Origin of the sequence: Streptomyces sp. TLI_171, from assembly GCF_003610255.1 — a bacterium.
Taxonomy (GTDB): Bacteria; Actinomycetota; Actinomycetes; order Streptomycetales; family Streptomycetaceae; genus Kitasatospora.
The window spans coordinates 5,605,400-5,622,302 of record NZ_RAPS01000001.1 but is presented as its reverse complement, the minus strand read 5'-3'; the positions used below and the strand labels follow the sequence as shown (position 1 = coordinate 5,622,302).

The following is a 16,903-nucleotide window of genomic DNA, read 5'->3' as shown; positions in this document are numbered from 1 at the left end:
TCGCCGAGCCCGCCCGGCCCGGGCAAGCGGGCCGGGTCGGGATTCGCTCGCGGCGTACCCCGCCGGGTGCGGCCGGTTGGCTAGGGTGGGGCCGGCGGCTAGTCGAGGAGGAACACGTGTCCACTGTTCTGGTGCAGGGCGGCAACGCACCCCTGGGATCGGCCCGGGTGGTGGTGGAGGTCACCGCGCCCAAGCGGCTCGACGTCTCCGGGCTGCTGCTCACCCAGGCGGGCAAGGTCCGTTCGGACGCCGACTTCGTGTTCTTCAACGCCCCGCAGGGCCCCGGGGTGACGCACCGTCCGGCCGCCGGGGCCACCCCCGACGCGATCGCCGTCGACACCGCGGCCGTGCCCGCCGACATCACCCGCATCGTGGTCACCGCCTCGCTCGACGACCAGCAGGCCACCTTCGCCGGCACCGAACCCACCGCGACCCTCCGGGACGCCGACACCGGCCGCGAGCTCTTCACCTTCACCCCGCCCCGGCTCACCCGGGAAACCGCCCTGGTGGTGATCGAGGTCTACCGGCGCGGCGCCGAGTGGAAGGTCCGCGCCGTCGGCCAGGGCTACGCCGACGGACTGGCCGGCATCGCCACCGACTTCGGCGTCTCGGTCGAGGACACTCCCGCGGCCGCCGCCCCGCCCGCGGCCGCTCCGGGCGCCGCACCGGCCGCACCGCCGGCTGCCGCACCGGCCGCCCCGCCGATGCCCGCCACCGCGCCGCGGGGTGCGGCCGCCCCGCCGCCGATGCCCTCCGGCTCGCCCGCCGTAGGCAAGATCACCCTCGACAAGGGCCGGGTCAACCTGGTCAAGGGCGGCTCGGTCTCGCTGGAGAAGGCCGGCCGGCCCTTCCTCGACGCCGTCCGGATGGGCCTCGGCTGGGAGCCCGCCGGGCACGGCCGCAACATCGACCTGGACGCCTCCGTCATCGCCTTCGACGCCCAGCGCAGCAAGATCGACACCGCCTGGTTCATGAAGCTCTCGCTCTTCAACGGCGCGATCGCCCACTCCGGCGACAACCTCACCGGCAAGGGCGGCGGCGACGACGAATCCATCACCGTCCACCTCGGCGGCCTGCCGCCCGAGGTCTGCGGCCTGGTCTTCGTGGTCAACTCCTTCTCCGGCCAGAAGTTCACCGACGTCAAGAACGCCTACTGCCGCCTGGTCGACGCCGCCGGCGGCGAGGAGCTGGTCCGCTTCGACCTCACCCACGCCGAGGCCCGCACCGGCGTCGCCATGTGCAAGCTGGTCCGCCAGTTCTCCGGCGAGTGGGTGATGACCGCCCTCGGCGAGTACGTCGACGCCAAGACCGCCCGCTCCATGGTCAAGCCCGCCGCCGCGATGCTCTGATGCCCTTCTCGGTCACCCTCCACCCGCCCGCCGCGACCTCGCTCCCCGCCGACCGCGAGCCCGAACTCACCGACGAGGAGCACGACTTCGCCTCCCTGGTGATCGTCGGCGCGGGAGACCTGGCAGCGGCCGGGGCGACCGCGTCGGCGGGCGGGTTCGGCACCGACTCCTGGTACTTCGGTCCGCAGGGCCTGGAACGCTCCCTCGCCTTCGCCTTCCCCACTCCCGACACCGTCACCGTCACCTGCGCCTCCCGCACCGACTGGACCCCCTCCCCGGCCGTGGAACACCACCGCTACGGGGCCCTCCGCGCCCAACTGCGCACCCTCGCACAGGACTTCGCGACCGCCCTGGAGACCGTCGGCTCCCCCGCGGCCCCCCACGCCCCGTTCCCCGCCTGGCGTGAGGGCCGCTTCGACCCGTCCTGAGCCGGCGGCTCAGGGTTCGGCCCGGAACCCGTGCCGGCTGCCCAGCCAGGACAGCGACGCCATCCCGGGCTTGCCGTCCGCGGCCTGGCCGGCGTAGCCCAGGTTCTGCTGGAGCCGGCGGTACGCGTCGATGGTGACCGATCCGTACGAGCCGTCGACGAACGCGTGCGCCAGCAGGCCCTCCGACTCCAACGCCTGCTCCAGGCGCAGCACCTGGGGCCAGCAGTAGGAGCGGTGCCCCTGCTCGGCCGGCGGGTCCCAGCTCGCCGCGTGGTTGAGCTGCCCGACGTAGAGCACGTCCGGCTGCCCGTCGGCGGGGGCCGGAACCGGCTGGATCGGGGCCTCGCCGCCCTGGGGCTGGTAGTTGGGGTCCGCGCTGCGGATCCCCTCGGCGAACCGGGGATAGCCGTACCCGAACACGAACGCGTCCCGGCGCTCGCGGGTCACCTGCGACACCTGGTCGTTCCAGTTGCCCTCGACGGAGGTCACCGTGGTCGGTCCGTAGTCCACCACGATGCCGGTGTGCTCACCGCCGCCGGGCCCGAACACCACCTGGGCGCCCAGCGCCGGATACTCGGAGAAGCGCCCCATCTCCTTCCACGCCTCGGTCGACCTGCCGCAGTTGTCGAACTTCCCGGGCAGCAGACCCACCAGTCCGACCCGGTTGAAAATGCACCAGACGAAGATGTCGCACCAGGCGACACCGTCCTCCCCGTACTCCTTTCCGAATTCGGTCCGATTGTCGCCGGTCTCGTGCAGACCGATGTACGACCTGGCCTTGTCGATGACGAGATCTCGATCGTTCATGCCAGTCGTTCCTGACCCGGCGTCGAGGTGGGCCAGATAGGCGCCGTCGGTGTAGGTGCTCCACTGTTTCCACCCCCCGCCGCTCTTGAAAATGGCATGGGCGGCAGTGGCGTTCCGACGAGGATCGTGCAGATCGGCCTCCACCCGGAGGGTGTCCGGGTAGCCGTACGCCTGCGGCTTCCGCAGAGCGCGGATCTGCCACAGTCCGACGGACGGCCCCCACTTGTCGTCCACCAACGTGGTATCACCGAGAGCATCCGGGTTCCCGCCGGACTCCGCCGTGGCAACCGCCGCCGCGACAGCAATGTCCGGACCGGAAAAACCGGCCTGCTCCGCCAGAGCTTTCAAATCGTTGAGATTCACAGCTACTCCTGCAGCGCGCGGGAACTCCGCAAAAACATCAAAGAATCACCCGGCCGCACCGTCCGAAATTCCCGAACCGCGGCCTCCGTATTCACCGTGCCCTCGCACCCCCACTCCCCGCAACCCTGCACGTCGACCCGCCCGCCCACTCCCCGATCCCGGCCACCGGGAACGGACAACTCCTCGGCCGGCCGCGGGAGTTCGGACAGCACTGAGCGGCGGTACCGGGAGTCCGGTCCGCCGCTCAGGGGGGATGAGGAGGGGTCAGCCGCGGGTGGCCATGGCGCGGAGGAAGAAGGTGAGGTTGGCGGGGCGCTCGGCGAGGCGGCGCATGAAGTAGCCGTACCACTCCTGGCCGTAGGGGAGGTAGACCCGCATGGTGTTGCCGGCCTCGGCGAGGCGGAGCTGCTCCTCGGGGCGGATGCCGTAGAGCATCTGGTACTCGAAGGAGGTCGCGTCGCGCTTGTTCCACTCGGCGAGCTGGCCCGCGATCTTGATCATGTTGGGGTCGTGGGAGGCCACCATGGGGTAACCCTCGCCCGCCATCAGAACCTTGAGGGCGCGGACGTACGCGAGGTCGACGTCCCGCTTGCCCTGGAAGGCGACCGACTCGGGCTCCTTGTAGGCGCCCTTGCAGATCCGGACCCGGGAGCCCTCGTGGGCGAGGTCGCGGCAGTCCGCCTCGGTGCGGCGCAGGTACGCCTGGAGGACGACGCCGAGCCAGGGGAAGTCGGCGCGCAGCTCGCGGGCGATGGCGAGGGTGGAGTCGGTGGTGGTGTGGTCCTCCATGTCGAGGGTCACCGTGGTGCCGGCGTCGGCGGCGGCCTCGCAGATCCGGCGGGCGTTCTCGAGGGCGATCTTCTCGCCGTCGACGGGGAGGAACTGTCCGACGGCGGAGAGCTTGACGGAGACCTCGGCGGAGGCGGCCAGGCCGGTCTCCTTGAGGGCGGCCAGCAGGTGCTCGTAGGCCAGCGCGGTGCCGGCGGCCTGGTCGGCGTCCTTGGTGTCCTCGCCGAGGTGGTCGAGGGTGACCTTGCGCCCGGTGGCGACCAGCGTCTCGGTGGCGGCGATGCCCTGGTCGAGCCGTTCGCCGGCGACGAAGCGCTCGACGATCGCGTGGGTGGGCGGGAACTTCTCGACCATGGTGCGCACCTGCGGGGAGCGCGAGGCGGCGAGGAGGGCGGAACGGAGCATCGTGGACTCCCGACAAAGCGGATCAGCTGGAAGAGAGGGGGGGCGGGGCGGCCGGGGGTGGTGGCCGCCCCGCCGGGGCACACTGAGGGCCGGTCAGCCCATGTGCGGGTAGCGGTAGTCCGTCGGCGGGACGAACGTCTCCTTGATGGACCGGGTGGAGGTCCAGCGCATCAGGTTCTGCTTGGCGCCGGCCTTGTCGTTGGTGCCGGAGGCCCGGCCGCCGCCGAAGGGCTGCTGGCCGACGACGGCGCCGGTCGGCTTGTCGTTGATGTAGAAGTTGCCGGCGGCGTTGCGCAGGACCCGCATCGCGTGCTGCACGGCCTCGCGGTCCTGCGAGATGATCGAGCCGGTGAGCCCGTAGGAGGACACCGACTCCATCTGCGCGAGCATCTCGTCGTACTTCGCGTCCTCGTAGACGTACACCGAGAGGATCGGGCCGAAGTACTCGTCCTTGAAGTACTCCGCCTCCGGGTCCTGGCAGACCAGCACGGTCGGGCGGACGAAGTAGCCGACCGAGTCGTCGTAGCTGCCGCCGGCCAGGATCTCGACCTTCGGGTCGGCCTTGGCGCGGTCGATGGCGGCCTTGTTCTTGGCGAAGGAGCGCTCGTCGATGACGGCGCCCATGAAGTTGGCGAGGTCGGAGACGTCACCCATGGTCAGCCACTCGACCTCGTCCCGGAACTCGTCCTTCAGCCCGGCCCACAGCGAGGCGGGGACGTAGGCCCGGGAGAGCGCCGAGCACTTCTGGCCCTGGAACTCGAAGGCGCCGCGGGTCATCGCGGTCTTCAGCACGGCCGGGTCGGCGGACGGGTGGGCGACCAGGAAGTCCTTGCCGCCGGTCTCGCCGACGATCCGCGGGTAGGTGCGGTAACCGGAGATGTTCTCGCCGACCGAGCGCCACAGGTGCTGGAAGGTGGCGGTGGAGCCGGTGAAGTGGATGCCGGCCAGCGCGGGGTGCTTGAGGGCGACCTCGGACACGTCCAGGCCGTCGCCGGTCACCATGTTGATGACGCCCTTGGGCAGGCCGGCGGCCTCCAGCAGGCGCATCAGGTAGTGCGCGGCGAACTGCTGGGTGGGGGACGGCTTCCAGATCACCACGTTGCCCATCAGCGCGGGCGCGGTCGGCAGGTTGCCGGCGATCGCGGTGAAGTTGAACGGGGTGATCGCGTAGACGAAGCCCTCCAGCGGGCGGTGGTCGGTGCGGTTCCACACGCCGTCGGAGGAGATCGGCTGCTCGGCGAGGATCTGCCGGGCGAAGTGCACGTTGAAGCGCAGGAAGTCGACCAGTTCGCAGGGGGTGTCGATCTCGGCCTGCTGGGCGGTCTTCGACTGGCCGAGCATGGTGGCGGCGGCCAGCGTCTCGCGCCAGGGGCCGGCCAGCAGGTCGGCGGCGCGCAGGAAGATCGCGGCGCGGGAGTCGAAGGAGAGCGCCTGCCAGGCCGGCGCGGCGGCCAGGGCAGTGTCGATGGCCTCGCGCGCGTCGTCCTGGGTGGCGTTGCGCAGCGTGCCGAGCCGGGCCGCGTGGTTGTGCGGCTGCACGACGTGGATCTCGGAGCCGCCGCCGAGGCGCTGCTTCCCGTTGATCGTCATGGTGAGCTGGATCGGCCCCTGGCCGCCCAGCTCCTTCAGCTTCGCCTCCAGGCGCACCCGCTCGGGGCTGCCGGGGGCGTAGCTGTGGACCGGCTCGTTCACCGGCGCGGGGACCTGGGTCACAGCATCCATGGCGCGCACGCTCTCCTTCTCGTCATGGGACGCCGACGCGGGTCGCACGTCGGCCATGAAGAAACGCTATTCCCCGTTCCCGCCCGGTTCTGTTGGCCGCGCCGCCAAAGTCCCCCGCACGCCGTTGTCCGGGCGGACGAACACCGTCACGTCGCGGTCACGGCTCCGGCTTCCTGTCCGCCTCACTAAACTCGGACTCCGGATCTTGTCCGACCCGACGAAGGACCCGCCGATGACCGGCCTCCCCCTCCGCCAGCTGCTGATGTCGCTCGGCGAGCCCCTGGTGGAACTCCAGGCCGCGCCCGCGGGCCTGGACGTCCCGGTCCGCGACGTGGCCATCCTCGACCCGGAGGACCCGCCCACCGCCGCCCCCGGCGAACTCGTCCTCGCCATCGGCGCCCGCGGCCGGGCCGCGCTGCCCGCGCTGCGCGCCGCCGGACGGGCCCGGGCCGCCGCCGTCGCCGTCAAACTCGACGGTCCCGGCCAGGCCGACGCGCTCCGCGAGGCCGCCACCGAGGCCGGGGTGGCGCTGCTCTCGGTGCGCCGGGAGACCCGCTGGGAGCACCTGGACTCGCTCGCCCGCACCCTGCTCACCGGCCCCGACACCGCCGAGCCCGGCGAGCCCGCCACCGGCGACCTGTTCTCGCTCGCCCAGACGGTGGCGGTCCTCACCGGTGGCATCGTCTCGATCGAGGACACCTCGAGCCGGGTGCTCGCCTACTCCCGCACCTCCGAGACCGACGAGGTCGACGACCTGCGCCGGCTGTCCATCCTCGGCCGGCAGGGGCCCGAGCCGTACCTCGCCAAGCTCCGCGAGTGGGGTGTCTTCTCGCACCTGCGCGGCTCCGACGGCGCGATCGAGATCGCCGCCCACCCCGAACTCGGCATCCGCCGCCGGCTGGCCATCGCGATCCGCTCCGGCGCGCAGCCGCTCGGCACCATCTGGGTCCAGGAGGGATCCCGGCCGCTCTCCGACACCGCCGAGCAGGCCCTGACCGGCGCGGCCCGGGTCGCCGCCGCCCAACTGGTGCGCCGCCGCCGCGAGTTGTCCGCCGACACCCGGCTCACCCAGACCTTGCTGACCGGCCTGCTGGAGGGCTCCACCGGCCCCCAGTCGCTGGCCACCCACCTCGGCCTCGACCTGCGCCGCCCCGCCACGGTGCTCGCCTACGCCCCGGCCGCCACCGACGGCCGCGACGCCGAACTCTCCCGCGACGAGGTGACCGGCCTGATCTCCGTCCACACCGCCGCCCGGCACCGCGGCGCGCTGCTCGCCCCGGTGGACTCGCGGATCTACGTCCTGCTCCCCGAGCTCCCGCCCGGGCTGCCGCTCCCCACGCTCCGCGACTGGGCCCAGGAGACCGTCGACGCCGCCCGCGACCACCTGTCCATCCCGCTGCGCGCCGCGATCGGCCCGACCGTCCCCACGCTGGCCGACGTCCCCGACTCCCGGGCCCAGGCCGACCGCATCCTCGACGCGATGGGCCGCGGCGGGGTCGTCCCCGACGTGGCCGCCCTGCACGACGTGCAGGCGGAGGTCCTGGTCTCCGAGGTCCTCGCCCTGCTCCAGGACCGCCCCGGGCTGCGCGACCCCCGTCTGACCGCGCTCACCGCCTACGACGCCCGGCACCACACCCGGCTCGCCGAGTCCGTCCTGGCCTACCTCGACGCCCTCGGCGAGGTCCGCACCGCGGCGGACGCCCTGCACATCCACCCCAACACGCTGCGGTACCGGGTGCGCCGCGCCGAGCAGCTGACCGGCCTGGACCTCACCCAGCCCCAGCAACGCCTGCTCGCCATGCTCCAGTTGAGGCTTGCCGAGAACTGATCACCGCCGGCTCGGTTCCCGGGAACGGCACGATCCGCCCCGGGGAGAGCAGCACCCTCCCCCGGGCGGATCCCGACGGTCCGTCACATGCGGTGCCACGGGCCGGTGATGGCCAGCATGATGCCCGGCTCCTGGATGTTCGCGAACAGCGTCCGCCCGTCGTGCGAGAACGTCACGCCGGTGAACTCGCTGAACTCGGGCGCCTCCGCGGTGCCGTTGTTGAGGTCGTTGCGGGCCAGCGCGTAGGTCCGGCCGTCGGTGGTGGTGCCGAACAGGTGCTGCAGGCCGTTGCCGTCCTCGGCGATGATCAGGCCGCCGTGGGGCGAGACGGTGATGTTGTCCGGGCCGTCGAAGTTGCCCTTGTCGGTCCAGATCTCGTTGTTGACGCCGAGGATGACCTTCAAGGTCAGGGTGCGCCGGGTCGGGTTGTAGAACCAGACCTGGCCGTCGTGCGGCAGCGGCGACTCCTCGCGGGCGAAGGAGGAGACGAAGTAGATGCCGTTGTCGCCCCACCACATGCCCTCGAGCTTGCGGGCGCGGGTGATCTCGCCGTCCTTGAACTGCTTGCGGATCGAGGTGGTGCGCGCGTCGCGGTCCTGGACCTTGACCCAGTCCGCGCCGTAGGTGGTGCCCGGCTTGGTGGCGCGGGACAGGTCGTCGACCAGCTTGCCCTGAGAGTCGAAGGCCTTCAGGGCCTCCAGCACGCCGGCGTCGGCGGCCAGGGTGCGCAGCTTGCCCTTGCCGTGCCGGAAGCCGGCCGGCGGGGTCCAGCGGTAGAGCAGGCCGTTCGGCTTCGAGGCGTCCTCGGTGAGGAAGGCGTGGCCGCGCTTCTCGTCGATGACGACGGCCTCGTGCGCGAACCGGCCGAAGGCCTTGATCGGCTGCGGGTCGCGGTTGGCGTCCTGGTCGTGCGGGTCGACCTCGAAGACGTAGCCGTGGTCCTTGGTGAAGCCGTTGGTGCCGGCCTTGTCCTCGGTCTCCTCGCAGGTCAGCCAGGTGCCCCACGGGGTGGCGCCACCGGCGCAGTTGGTCGCGGTGCCGGCGATGCCGACCCACTCCCGGACCTGGCGCTTGCCGTGGCCGCGGCCCTTGCCGTGCTCGTCGCCGTGGCTGTGGCCGTTGCCGTGGCCGGAGACCTCGACGACGGTGCAGCCGCCGGCCGCGGCCGGGTCGTAGACGTAGCCGTCCAGCAGCGGCACGGGGTGCGGCCACTTCGCGCGCGGACCGGCCAGCTCGTGGTTGTTCACCAGCAGGGTCGCGCCGTGGCGACCCTCGAACGCGGCGGTGCCGTCGTGGTTGCTGGGGGTGGACTCGCCGGTGACCAGCGTGGTGCTGCCGGTGCGGGTGATGATCTCGTACGAGAAGCCCTTGGGCAGCGCCAGGATGCCGTCGGGGTCGGCCACCAGCTCGCCGTAGCCGACCGCGGTGTGCCCGCCGTTGGCGAGGGCGGCGTCGCCGCCGGCCGGGGCGGCGATCGCGCCGGGGGCGGTGGCCAGCACCTCGGCGCTGCCGGCGATCAGGACGCCTGCCCCGAGCATGGTGGAACGGTTCACGAAGTCCCGGCGGGACAGCGACATGACGGTCACTCCTGGAGGAGAGGGTGTGCTTCGGTGACCGACAGAGTCCGGGCCGCGCATGAACCGGACGTGAATCCGACACGGCGTCAACGTGCCGATTTACCAACCATAAATACTTCGATGACCAGGCCTTTACCGGCGCGGCAGGTGCTGGGTACGCTCGACCCGCCACAGCTCCCAGGCGGTCAGCCAGGCGTCCTCGGTGCCGGAGGGCACCTCCGGCGTACCGCCCGCCCACAACCGCTCCCACGCCCGCTGCGCGGGCAGGCTCGGCACCTCGCTGGCGAACGCCGTGAACCGGACGACCTCCTCGACCGCCGCCGCCCCCGCCGGGGTGCCGCTCAACCAGTCCACGTGGTGCGCCAGCCGGCTCAGGTGGTTGACCATCGAGGTCACCGCCTCGTCCGCCTCCTCCCGGGACTCCGACGCCAGCCGCATCTGCTGCCGCACCGCCGCCTCCCAGCGGACCTGCTGGTCCTCGCCGCGCAGTCGCCGCGGCAGCCGCGCCGACCGGCCGGCCCGCAGCTGCGCCTCCACCGCGAGCGCCCGGGCGATGCCCTGCTCCAGCAGCTCGCGGTGCGCCTGCAGCCCGAGTTCGGCCGGCTCCGGCGCGGGCTCGGCCCGGTCGGCCCGCCGCTCGGCGAGCTCCCGCAGCAGCGCCGTCCGGCCCAGGATGTACTGCTCGAAGTCCACGATCCGGCGCAGCTCCACCGCGCCCGGCGGCACCCCGCGGCCGGTCACCGTCACCGTCGCGCCGTCCACCCGCAGCCGGCCCGCCCACACCGTGCCGTGGCCGGCGGCGGTCCGCGAGTCCTCGTGCACCTGCACCGCCCGCGGCTCGCCGTCCACGGTGATCCATTCGCGCAACGCCCGCACCCGGCCCGGGACTTCGCCCTCGTCCACGCCGATGTGCTCGTAGACCCGGTCGCGCTCGTCCTCGACCGCGTCCTCCAGGTCCGGCAGCGGGACCAGCTGCTCCGCACCCGGCCGGTACGTCCGGACCGTCACGTACGGGCCCGGCGCGGAACTCCAGTCCCCCGACCGGATCTCCACCGATTCGAGCCCGCCGTTGCCGACCTCGAACTCGGCCAGCACCCCGCCCGCCTCGTGCACCCAGCCGAACACCGGGAAGGCCGCGCCCGCCATCAACTGCCGGCCGTACGCCTCCTGGTCGGAGTACACCGCCTCGATGTCGACCGGCCCGCTCGTGCGCTGCCTCTTCATCCCTCGCCGCACCCCCGGCCACTAGCCACCCACAGGTCCCCGCCGGGCGGGCCCGACGCCGTCCCACCTTACGGCCCAGGCAACCTGTCGATCCATCAGGAGCGGCACTCCCGGTCGCTAGGCTCCCGCGGTGCCGCCCTGGGCGCGCAGGGAGCGGGCCTTGACCGCCGCTCGGCGGGCCTCCTTGGCGACCTTGCGGTCGAGGTGGAGTTCGCCGACCACCTCCAGCACCTCGGCGGTCATCGGGTGCGGCACCCGCCAGACCTCGCCGAAGTAGCTGGCGGGGTTGTCGGTCACCGGCAGGTCGGCGACCAGCGCCTGCAGCCGGCCGCCCTCGCCGGCGCTGATCAGCAGCACGGCGGCCATCGAGTCGATCATCCGCCAGAGCGCGACCTCGCGTTCCGCGGCGGCGACGTCCGCGCCGCGGGCGCGCAGCCACTCGCGGGCCAGCCCGCCGAGTTCGGCGTCGTCCACCACCTCGCGCACGGCGGGTGCGGCGTCCTCGCCGAGCTCGCCCAGCGCGACCACGCACCAGTAGCGGCGGACCGGCGACTGGACGTCCCGGCCCTTCGCGCCGGTGAGCAGTTCGCGGGCGGCGTCGACCGGCGGCCGGTCGGCGATCCAGGCCTTGAGCTCGGCCTCGGCGAACAGCTGGCCGTTCTCGGCGAGTGCGCGCAGCAGGGCGGGGCCGTCGCTGTCGGCGAGGTCGCCGATCAGCGGGGCGTCGTAGCCGTCGGCCATCAGCCACTCCCGGACGGCGTACTGCCCGAGCGGGGTGAGCCGGACGGTGCCGAACCGGGCGGCGTCCTCCTCGCTGAGCGGGCCGTCGGTCTCGACCGGCTCGGCGGGCTCGGCGGGCCCGGCGCCGTCCTCCTCCTCGAACAGCTCGGGGTCGATCGGGCGGTGCTCGACCAGTCCGAGTTCGGCGAGGTCGGCGAGCATCGGGTCGAGGACCACCATCAGGTCGGTGATCTCGCCGAGCATCTCCTCGTCCGGCTCCTGCCCGTCGGGGACCACCAGCAGGGCGGCGAGCACGCCGAGCGGCACCGTCTCGGCGCCCGGCTCGGCGAACGCGGTGGTCTCGTACAGGACGTGCAGCGCCTCGTCGAGGATCTCGGCGGCCTGGTCGTGCGCGTCCTCCACCTCGGCCAGGCCGTCGGCGTCGTCGCTCGCGCTGCCCTCGACCACCTCCGGGTCGACCGACTCGGCCTCCGCGGCGAGCTCGCGGACCAGCTCGGCGGCCTCGAACCAGAGGCCGAGGACGGCCGCCGGGTCGCCGGCCTCGATCGCGTCGAGGTCGGGGCCGGGGATGGCGACGTGGCTGCCGTCATCGGTGGTGCCGGTCTCCACCAGGTCGAGGTCGCAGGCCAGCGCCCAGGCGCGCATCGCCTCGACCACGTCGTCCTCGTCCGGGTCCTGCGCGCCGAGCATCCGGGCGGCCTGCACCCGGTCCTCCTCGCCGAGGTCGCCGTGCTCGTCGACCGGGCGGTGCGGGGCGATCCAGCGGGCCAGCGCGACCACCCGGGCGATCAGCGGGACGGCCAGCGCCGCTTCGGCCAGTTCGCGGTCCTCCGGGAGGGCGATCGGCGGAATGACCACGGCCGTGTCGTCGGGGTCCTCGTCGCCGGACTGCGCGCCGTACAGGTCGGCGAGGTCGTAGTCGGCGGGCAGCAGGCCCTCGGCGTCGGACGGCTGCTGGTCAGGGGTGAAACGGCTACGTCCGGCCATCGCGCGCGATCTCCCGTAATCGGCTGGAGGGCACCGCCGCCCGGTGGGCGGTCCACCCGGGGACGGTGGAGCCCGCGGTGGGCGCGGCGGCGCGGGCCGGTGCGTGTCGGCCCGTCAACCCAGCGTATCGGCCGCCACCACCGAACGCCTGAGCTGCGGAGGCGTCCCCCCGAACGAGTGGGGCCGTGCGGCCGAACGAGTGTCCGCGGCACGTATCCTTCGGTGGGCGACGCGCAACACCCCCGCGCGCGCCCCCGGGAGCGACGATGCCCCCGAACCCCATGTACCACGCGCACACCCGCGCCGATCGGGCCATGCCGCCATGCCGCCACACCCTGGCCTGGCCGTGTCCGGCGGCGCCCGGCCACACCAGGAGACCCCTGCCATGGCGGACCTCTCCCCCGCCGGCCCCGGCCTGAGCACCGCTCAGTACGCCGGTCGCCGACTGTCGGAGGCCCTGCTTCCACTGGAACTCGCCCCCCGCAAGCAGCTCCAGCTCTCCGCGATCAGCCGCTGGAACGCGCTGCGCGGCATCCGGGTCGGCCTGGTGGCCGCGGCCCTGCTGCTCCTGCTGATCGGCGCCAACCTGGCCACGCCGATCTACCCGGTGCTCCAGCAGCGGCTCGGCCTCACCCCGCTGGACACCACGATCCTGTTCACGGTCTACGTGTTCGCCCTGGTCCCGGTGCTGGCCGCGGTCGGCCACTGGTCGGACCACCTGGGCCGGCGCGCCCTGATCCTGCCCGCGGTGGCCCTGGCCGCCGCCGGCGCGGCGGTGTTCGCCACCGCCGGCTCCTTCTGGCAGCTGGCCGCCGGGCGGGCCGTGCAGGGCGTCGCGGTCGGCCTGTCCACCGGCGCGGCGGGCGCCGCGCTCGGCGACCTGCTGCCGGACCGGCCCACCCTGGCCGCCAAACTGACCCTCGCCTGCTCGGCCGGCGGCGTCGCGCTCGGCCCGCTGGTCGGCGCCTGGCTGGCCAGTGGACCGGACCCGCTGCGCGCCCCGTTCCTGCCGCACGCCGTCGCCCTGCTGGCGCTCTGCGTGCCGCTCGCCCTGGTGCACCCGCGGATGCCCGGCCCGTTCCGGCCCCCGGCCTCCCCGCCGCGCGTCACCACGCCCGCCCACCTGCGGCCGCAGCGGCTGCGGCTGCCGCGCTCCGGGCGCCGCGAGTTCCTGCTCGCGGCCGGCGCCGGCTTCGTCTCGTACGCGGTCTTCGGCGTCTACCTGTCGCTCGCCCCGGCCTTCTCGTCCACCCTGCTGCACACCCGCTCGCCGATGGCGGGCGCGGCCGTCGCGGCCCTGCTGCTGGGCTCCTCGGCCGCCGCTCAGCTGCTCGTCCCGCCGACCTCCGACCGGACGGTGGTCGCCGCGGGCCTGACCGGCCTGGCCGCCGGCCTCGGCCTGCTCACCGCGGCCGCCGCCACCGGCACCCCCGCGCTGCTGTTCGTCGGCAGCGTGCTGGCGGGCGTCTCCCAGGGCATCGCCTTCCGCTCCCTGTTCACCACCGCCGTCGCCGCTCTCGACCCGGCCCGCCGCGGCAGCGAACTCTCCACCCTCTGGGTGATCGTCTACCTCGGCTCCTCCGCCCCGATCATCGCCGTCGGCGCCCTCACCCGCGCCTACGGCCTGCTTCCCGCCGTGACCGTCTTCGCCCTCACCGCCGCCACCGCGGCCCTCGCCCTGGCCGTCGCCGTCCTGCGCCGCCGGCGCTGACGCGCCCGGGGAACGCGCAGGGGCGGGACCCGGAGTCCGGGTCCCGCCCCTGCGGGGTGCTGAGGGTCGATCAGACGTTGAAGCCGAGCGCGCGGAGCTGGTCGCGGCCCTCGTCGGTGATCTTGTCGGGGCCCCACGGCGGCATCCAGACCCAGTTGATCCGGAGGTCCTTGACCAGGCCGTCGGTGGCGGTGCGGGCCTGGTCCTCGATGACGTCGGTGAGGGGGCAGGCCGCGGAGGTGAGGGTCATGTCGACGGTGGCGGTGTCGTCCTCGTCGATGTGCAGACCGTAGATCAGGCCGAGGTTGACGACGTCGATGCCCAGTTCGGGGTCGACGACGTCCATCAGGGCCTCCATGAGGTCCTCGGTGGAGACCGTCCCGGCGGTGGTGAACGCGCCGGGGCTCTCGACCGCGACGGCCTCGGCCTCGGGGGCCTCGGTGGTCTCGTTCTCGCTCATGAGTTTCAGTGTCCTAACGGGGCGTCAGTCGGTGATCGGGGGCTGGCCGCCGAGCGCCTTGGCGGTGGCGTCCTTCCAGGCCATCCAGCTGAGCAGGGCGCACTTGACCCGGGCGGGGTACTTGGAGACCCCGGCGAAGGCGACGGCGTCCTCCAGGACCTCCTCGTCGCCCTCGGACTGGCCCTTGCTCTGCATCAGTTCCAGGAAGGCCTCCTGGATCTGCTGGGCCTCGCCGACCGGCTTCCCGACCACCAGGTCGTTGAGCACGGAGGCGGAGGCCTGGCTGATCGAGCAGCCCTGCGACTCGTAGGAGACGTCGGCCACCACCGCGCCGTCGAGCTTCACCCGCAGGGTGATCTCGTCGCCGCAGGTCGGGTTGACGTGGTGGACCTCGGCGTCGCCGTCCCGCAGCCCCTTGCCGTGGGGGTTGCGGTAGTGGTCCAGGATGATCTCCTGGTACATGGAGTCGAGCTTCATGGAGCCACCTCAGCCGAAGAAGTTGCGGACGTGGTGGAGGCCGTCGATCAGGGCGTCCACCTCGCCGGGCGTCGAGTACAGGTAGAACGACGCCCTGGTGGTCGCCGGAATTCCGTACCGGAGGCAGACCGGCCGTGCGCAGTGGTGGCCGACCCGGACCGCGATGCCCTGCTCGTCGAGGACCTGGCCCACGTCGTGCGGGTGGATGTCGCCGAGCGTGAAGGAGATCGCCGCGCCGCGGTCGACGGCCGTGCGCGGGCCGATGATCCGCAGGTCGGGCACCTCGGCGAGGCGCTCGATGGCGTACGCGGTGATCGCGTGCTCGTGCGCGGCGACCTTGTCCATGCCGATCGCCGACAGGTAGTCGATGGCGGCGCCCAGGCCGACGGCCTGGGCGATCGGCGGGGTGCCGGCCTCGAACTTGTGCGGGGCGGGCGCGTAGGTGGACGAGCCCATCGTGACGGTCTCGATCATCTCGCCGCCGCCGAGGAACGGCGGGAGGTCCTCCAGCAGCTCCTGGCGGCCCCAGAGCACGCCGATGCCGGTCGGGCCGAGCATCTTGTGGCCGGTGAAGGCGACGAAGTCGGCCTCCAGCGCCTGCACGTCGAGGACGGCGTGCGGGGCGGCCTGCGAGGCGTCGATGGCGACCAGCGCGCCGACCGACTGCGCCTTGCGGACGATGGTGTCCACCGGGTTGACGGTGCCCAGCAGGTTGGACACCAGCGTCACGGAGACGATCTTCGTCTTCTCGGTGATCAGCTCGTCGATGTTGGACAGGTCGAGCCGGCCCTCGTCGGTCAGGCCGAACCACTTCAGCTTCGCGCCGGTGCGCTGCGCGAGCAGCTGCCACGGCACGATGTTGGAGTGGTGCTCCATCTCGGTGATCACGATCTCCGAGTCGGCGTCGACCTTGTAGGGCTCCTCGGCCCAGCCCAGCATGTTGGCGACCAGGTTGAGCGACTCCGAGGCGTTCTTGGTGAAGATCACCTCGTTGCGGCTCGGCGCGTTGATGAACTCCGCGACCTTGTCCCGGGCGCCCTCGTACAGCGCGGTGGCCTCCTCGGCCAGCACGTGCACGCCGCGGTGGACGTTGGCGTTGTGCTGCTCGTAGTAGGCGTTCAGCGCGTCCAGCACCTGACGCGGCTTCTGCGAGGTCGCCGCGTTGTCCAGGTACACCAGGGGCTTGCCGTCGTGCAGCTGCCGCGACAGGACCGGGAAGTCCTTGCGGATGGCGTCAGTGTCGAGCAGTCCGGTCAGATGGGAATGGGTCACTCGGAAGCGCCGCCCTTCACGTAGCTCTCGTAGCCCTCTTCCTCCAGCTTGTCGGCGAGCTCGGCACCGCCGGACTCGACGATCTTGCCTCCCGCGAAGACGTGCACGTAGTCGGGCTTGATGTAGCGCAGGATGCGGGTGTAGTGGGTGACCAGCAGGGTGCCGACCTCGCCGGTCGAGCGGACCCGGTTGATGCCCTCGGAGACGACCCGCAGCGCGTCGACGTCCAGGCCGGAGTCGGTCTCGTCGAGGATCGCGACCTTCGGCTTGAGCAGCTCCAGCTGGAGGATCTCGTGGCGCTTCTTCTCACCGCCGGAGAAGCCCTCGTTGACGTTGCGCTCGGCGAACGCCGGGTCCATCTGCAGGGCGGCCATCGCCTCCTTGACCTCCTTGACCCACAGCCGCAGCTTGGGGGCCTCGCCGCGGACGGCGGTGGCGGCGGTGCGCAGGAAGTTGGAGACCGAGACGCCGGGGACCTCGACCGGGTACTGCATGGCCAGGAACAGGCCGGCCCGGGCGCGCTCGTCGACGGACATCTCCAGCACGTCCTCGCCGTCCAGCAGCACCTGGCCGCCGGTGACGGTGTACTTGGGGTGGCCGGCCAGCGAGTACGCGAGGGTGGACTTGCCGGAGCCGTTGGGGCCCATGATCGCGTGGGTCTCGCCCTGCTTCACGGTCAGGTCGACGCCCTTGAGGATCTCGCGCGGGCCGCCCTCGGCGTCGACGGAGACGTGCAGGTCGCGGATTTCAAGCGTTGCCATGG

Annotated in this window: 14 protein-coding genes and 1 pseudogene; 4 read left to right on the top strand and 11 right to left on the bottom strand. The window is 72.7% G+C overall.

Annotated features, from left to right (window positions below):
* Positions 1-128 precede the first annotated feature (128 nt).
* Positions 129-1,349, top strand: coding sequence for a TerD family protein (locus BX266_RS25335; RefSeq protein WP_099908296.1), 1,221 nt, complete (start codon positions 129-131; stop codon positions 1,347-1,349).
* Positions 1,349-1,777 (top strand): hypothetical protein, encoded by a 429-nt coding sequence (locus tag BX266_RS25330; protein ID WP_099903404.1) that lies wholly within the window; start codon positions 1,349-1,351, stop codon positions 1,775-1,777. Before BX266_RS25335 ends, BX266_RS25330 begins: the two co-directional genes overlap by 1 nt.
* A gap of 9 nt (positions 1,778-1,786) precedes the next feature.
* Here BX266_RS25330 and BX266_RS25325 read toward each other — a convergent pair whose 3' ends face one another.
* The 4 genes and pseudogenes from BX266_RS25325 to pruA all read right to left on the bottom strand — a co-directional run bounded on the left by BX266_RS25325 (position 1,787) and on the right by pruA (position 5,863).
* A complete protein-coding gene (locus tag BX266_RS25325) occupies positions 1,787-2,584 on the bottom strand; it encodes a CHAP domain-containing protein (RefSeq protein WP_099903402.1) in 798 nt (265 codons plus the stop codon).
* 66 nt (positions 2,585-2,650) lie between these two features.
* Positions 2,651-2,947 (bottom strand): annotated as a pseudogene (locus BX266_RS41215) (transglycosylase SLT domain-containing protein); the annotation flags it as partial.
* Positions 2,948-3,211: 264 nt separating this feature from the next.
* A complete protein-coding gene (locus tag BX266_RS25320) occupies positions 3,212-4,141 on the bottom strand; it encodes a proline dehydrogenase family protein (protein WP_099903400.1) in 930 nt (309 codons plus the stop codon).
* A gap of 93 nt (positions 4,142-4,234) precedes the next feature.
* Complete coding sequence (pruA, locus tag BX266_RS25315; RefSeq protein WP_099903398.1) at positions 4,235-5,863, bottom strand: L-glutamate gamma-semialdehyde dehydrogenase; 1,629 nt, start codon at positions 5,861-5,863, stop codon at positions 4,235-4,237.
* Positions 5,864-6,095: 232 nt separating this feature from the next.
* Here pruA and BX266_RS25310 point away from each other — a divergent pair, with 232 nt between their 5' ends.
* A complete protein-coding gene (locus tag BX266_RS25310) occupies positions 6,096-7,691 on the top strand; it encodes a CdaR family transcriptional regulator (RefSeq protein WP_099903396.1) in 1,596 nt (531 codons plus the stop codon).
* An 83-nt stretch (positions 7,692-7,774) separates the two neighbouring features.
* Here BX266_RS25310 and BX266_RS25305 read toward each other — a convergent pair whose 3' ends face one another.
* The 3 genes from BX266_RS25305 to BX266_RS25295 form a co-directional block, all read right to left on the bottom strand.
* Complete coding sequence (locus BX266_RS25305; RefSeq protein WP_099903394.1) at positions 7,775-9,268, bottom strand: alkaline phosphatase PhoX; 1,494 nt, start codon at positions 9,266-9,268, stop codon at positions 7,775-7,777.
* 132 nt (positions 9,269-9,400) lie between these two features.
* A complete protein-coding gene (locus tag BX266_RS25300; RefSeq protein ID WP_099903392.1) occupies positions 9,401-10,492 on the bottom strand; it encodes a hypothetical protein in 1,092 nt (363 codons plus the stop codon).
* A gap of 117 nt (positions 10,493-10,609) precedes the next feature.
* Positions 10,610-12,220, bottom strand: a complete 1,611-nt coding sequence (locus tag BX266_RS25295) for a hypothetical protein (RefSeq protein ID WP_099903390.1) — start codon at positions 12,218-12,220, stop codon at positions 10,610-10,612.
* Between the two features lie 385 nt (positions 12,221-12,605).
* Between BX266_RS25295 and BX266_RS25290 the strand changes: the two genes are divergently transcribed.
* Positions 12,606-13,931 carry an MFS transporter gene (locus BX266_RS25290; RefSeq protein WP_180290604.1) on the top strand — a complete coding sequence of 442 codons (1,326 nt, stop codon included), beginning with the start codon at positions 12,606-12,608 and terminating at the stop codon, positions 13,929-13,931.
* 70 nt (positions 13,932-14,001) lie between these two features.
* Here the strand turns inward: BX266_RS25290 and BX266_RS25285 are convergent, their stop codons facing one another.
* From BX266_RS25285 to sufC, 4 genes are all read right to left on the bottom strand, one after another.
* Entirely contained in the window at positions 14,002-14,289 is a 288-nt protein-coding gene (locus BX266_RS25285; protein ID WP_051055973.1) for a metal-sulfur cluster assembly factor, read from the bottom strand.
* Positions 14,290-14,415: 126 nt separating this feature from the next.
* A complete protein-coding gene (sufU, locus tag BX266_RS25280) occupies positions 14,416-14,868 on the bottom strand; it encodes a Fe-S cluster assembly sulfur transfer protein SufU (protein WP_099903386.1) in 453 nt (150 codons plus the stop codon).
* A gap of 9 nt (positions 14,869-14,877) precedes the next feature.
* On the bottom strand, positions 14,878-16,140 hold the full coding sequence (locus BX266_RS25275) for a cysteine desulfurase (RefSeq protein WP_099903384.1): 1,263 nt from the start codon (positions 16,138-16,140) through the stop codon (positions 14,878-14,880).
* Positions 16,137-16,901, bottom strand: a complete 765-nt coding sequence (gene sufC, locus BX266_RS25270; protein ID WP_099903382.1) for a Fe-S cluster assembly ATPase SufC — start codon at positions 16,899-16,901, stop codon at positions 16,137-16,139. The genes BX266_RS25275 and sufC overlap by 4 nt, the downstream gene beginning before the upstream one ends.
* Positions 16,902-16,903 lie beyond the last annotated feature (2 nt).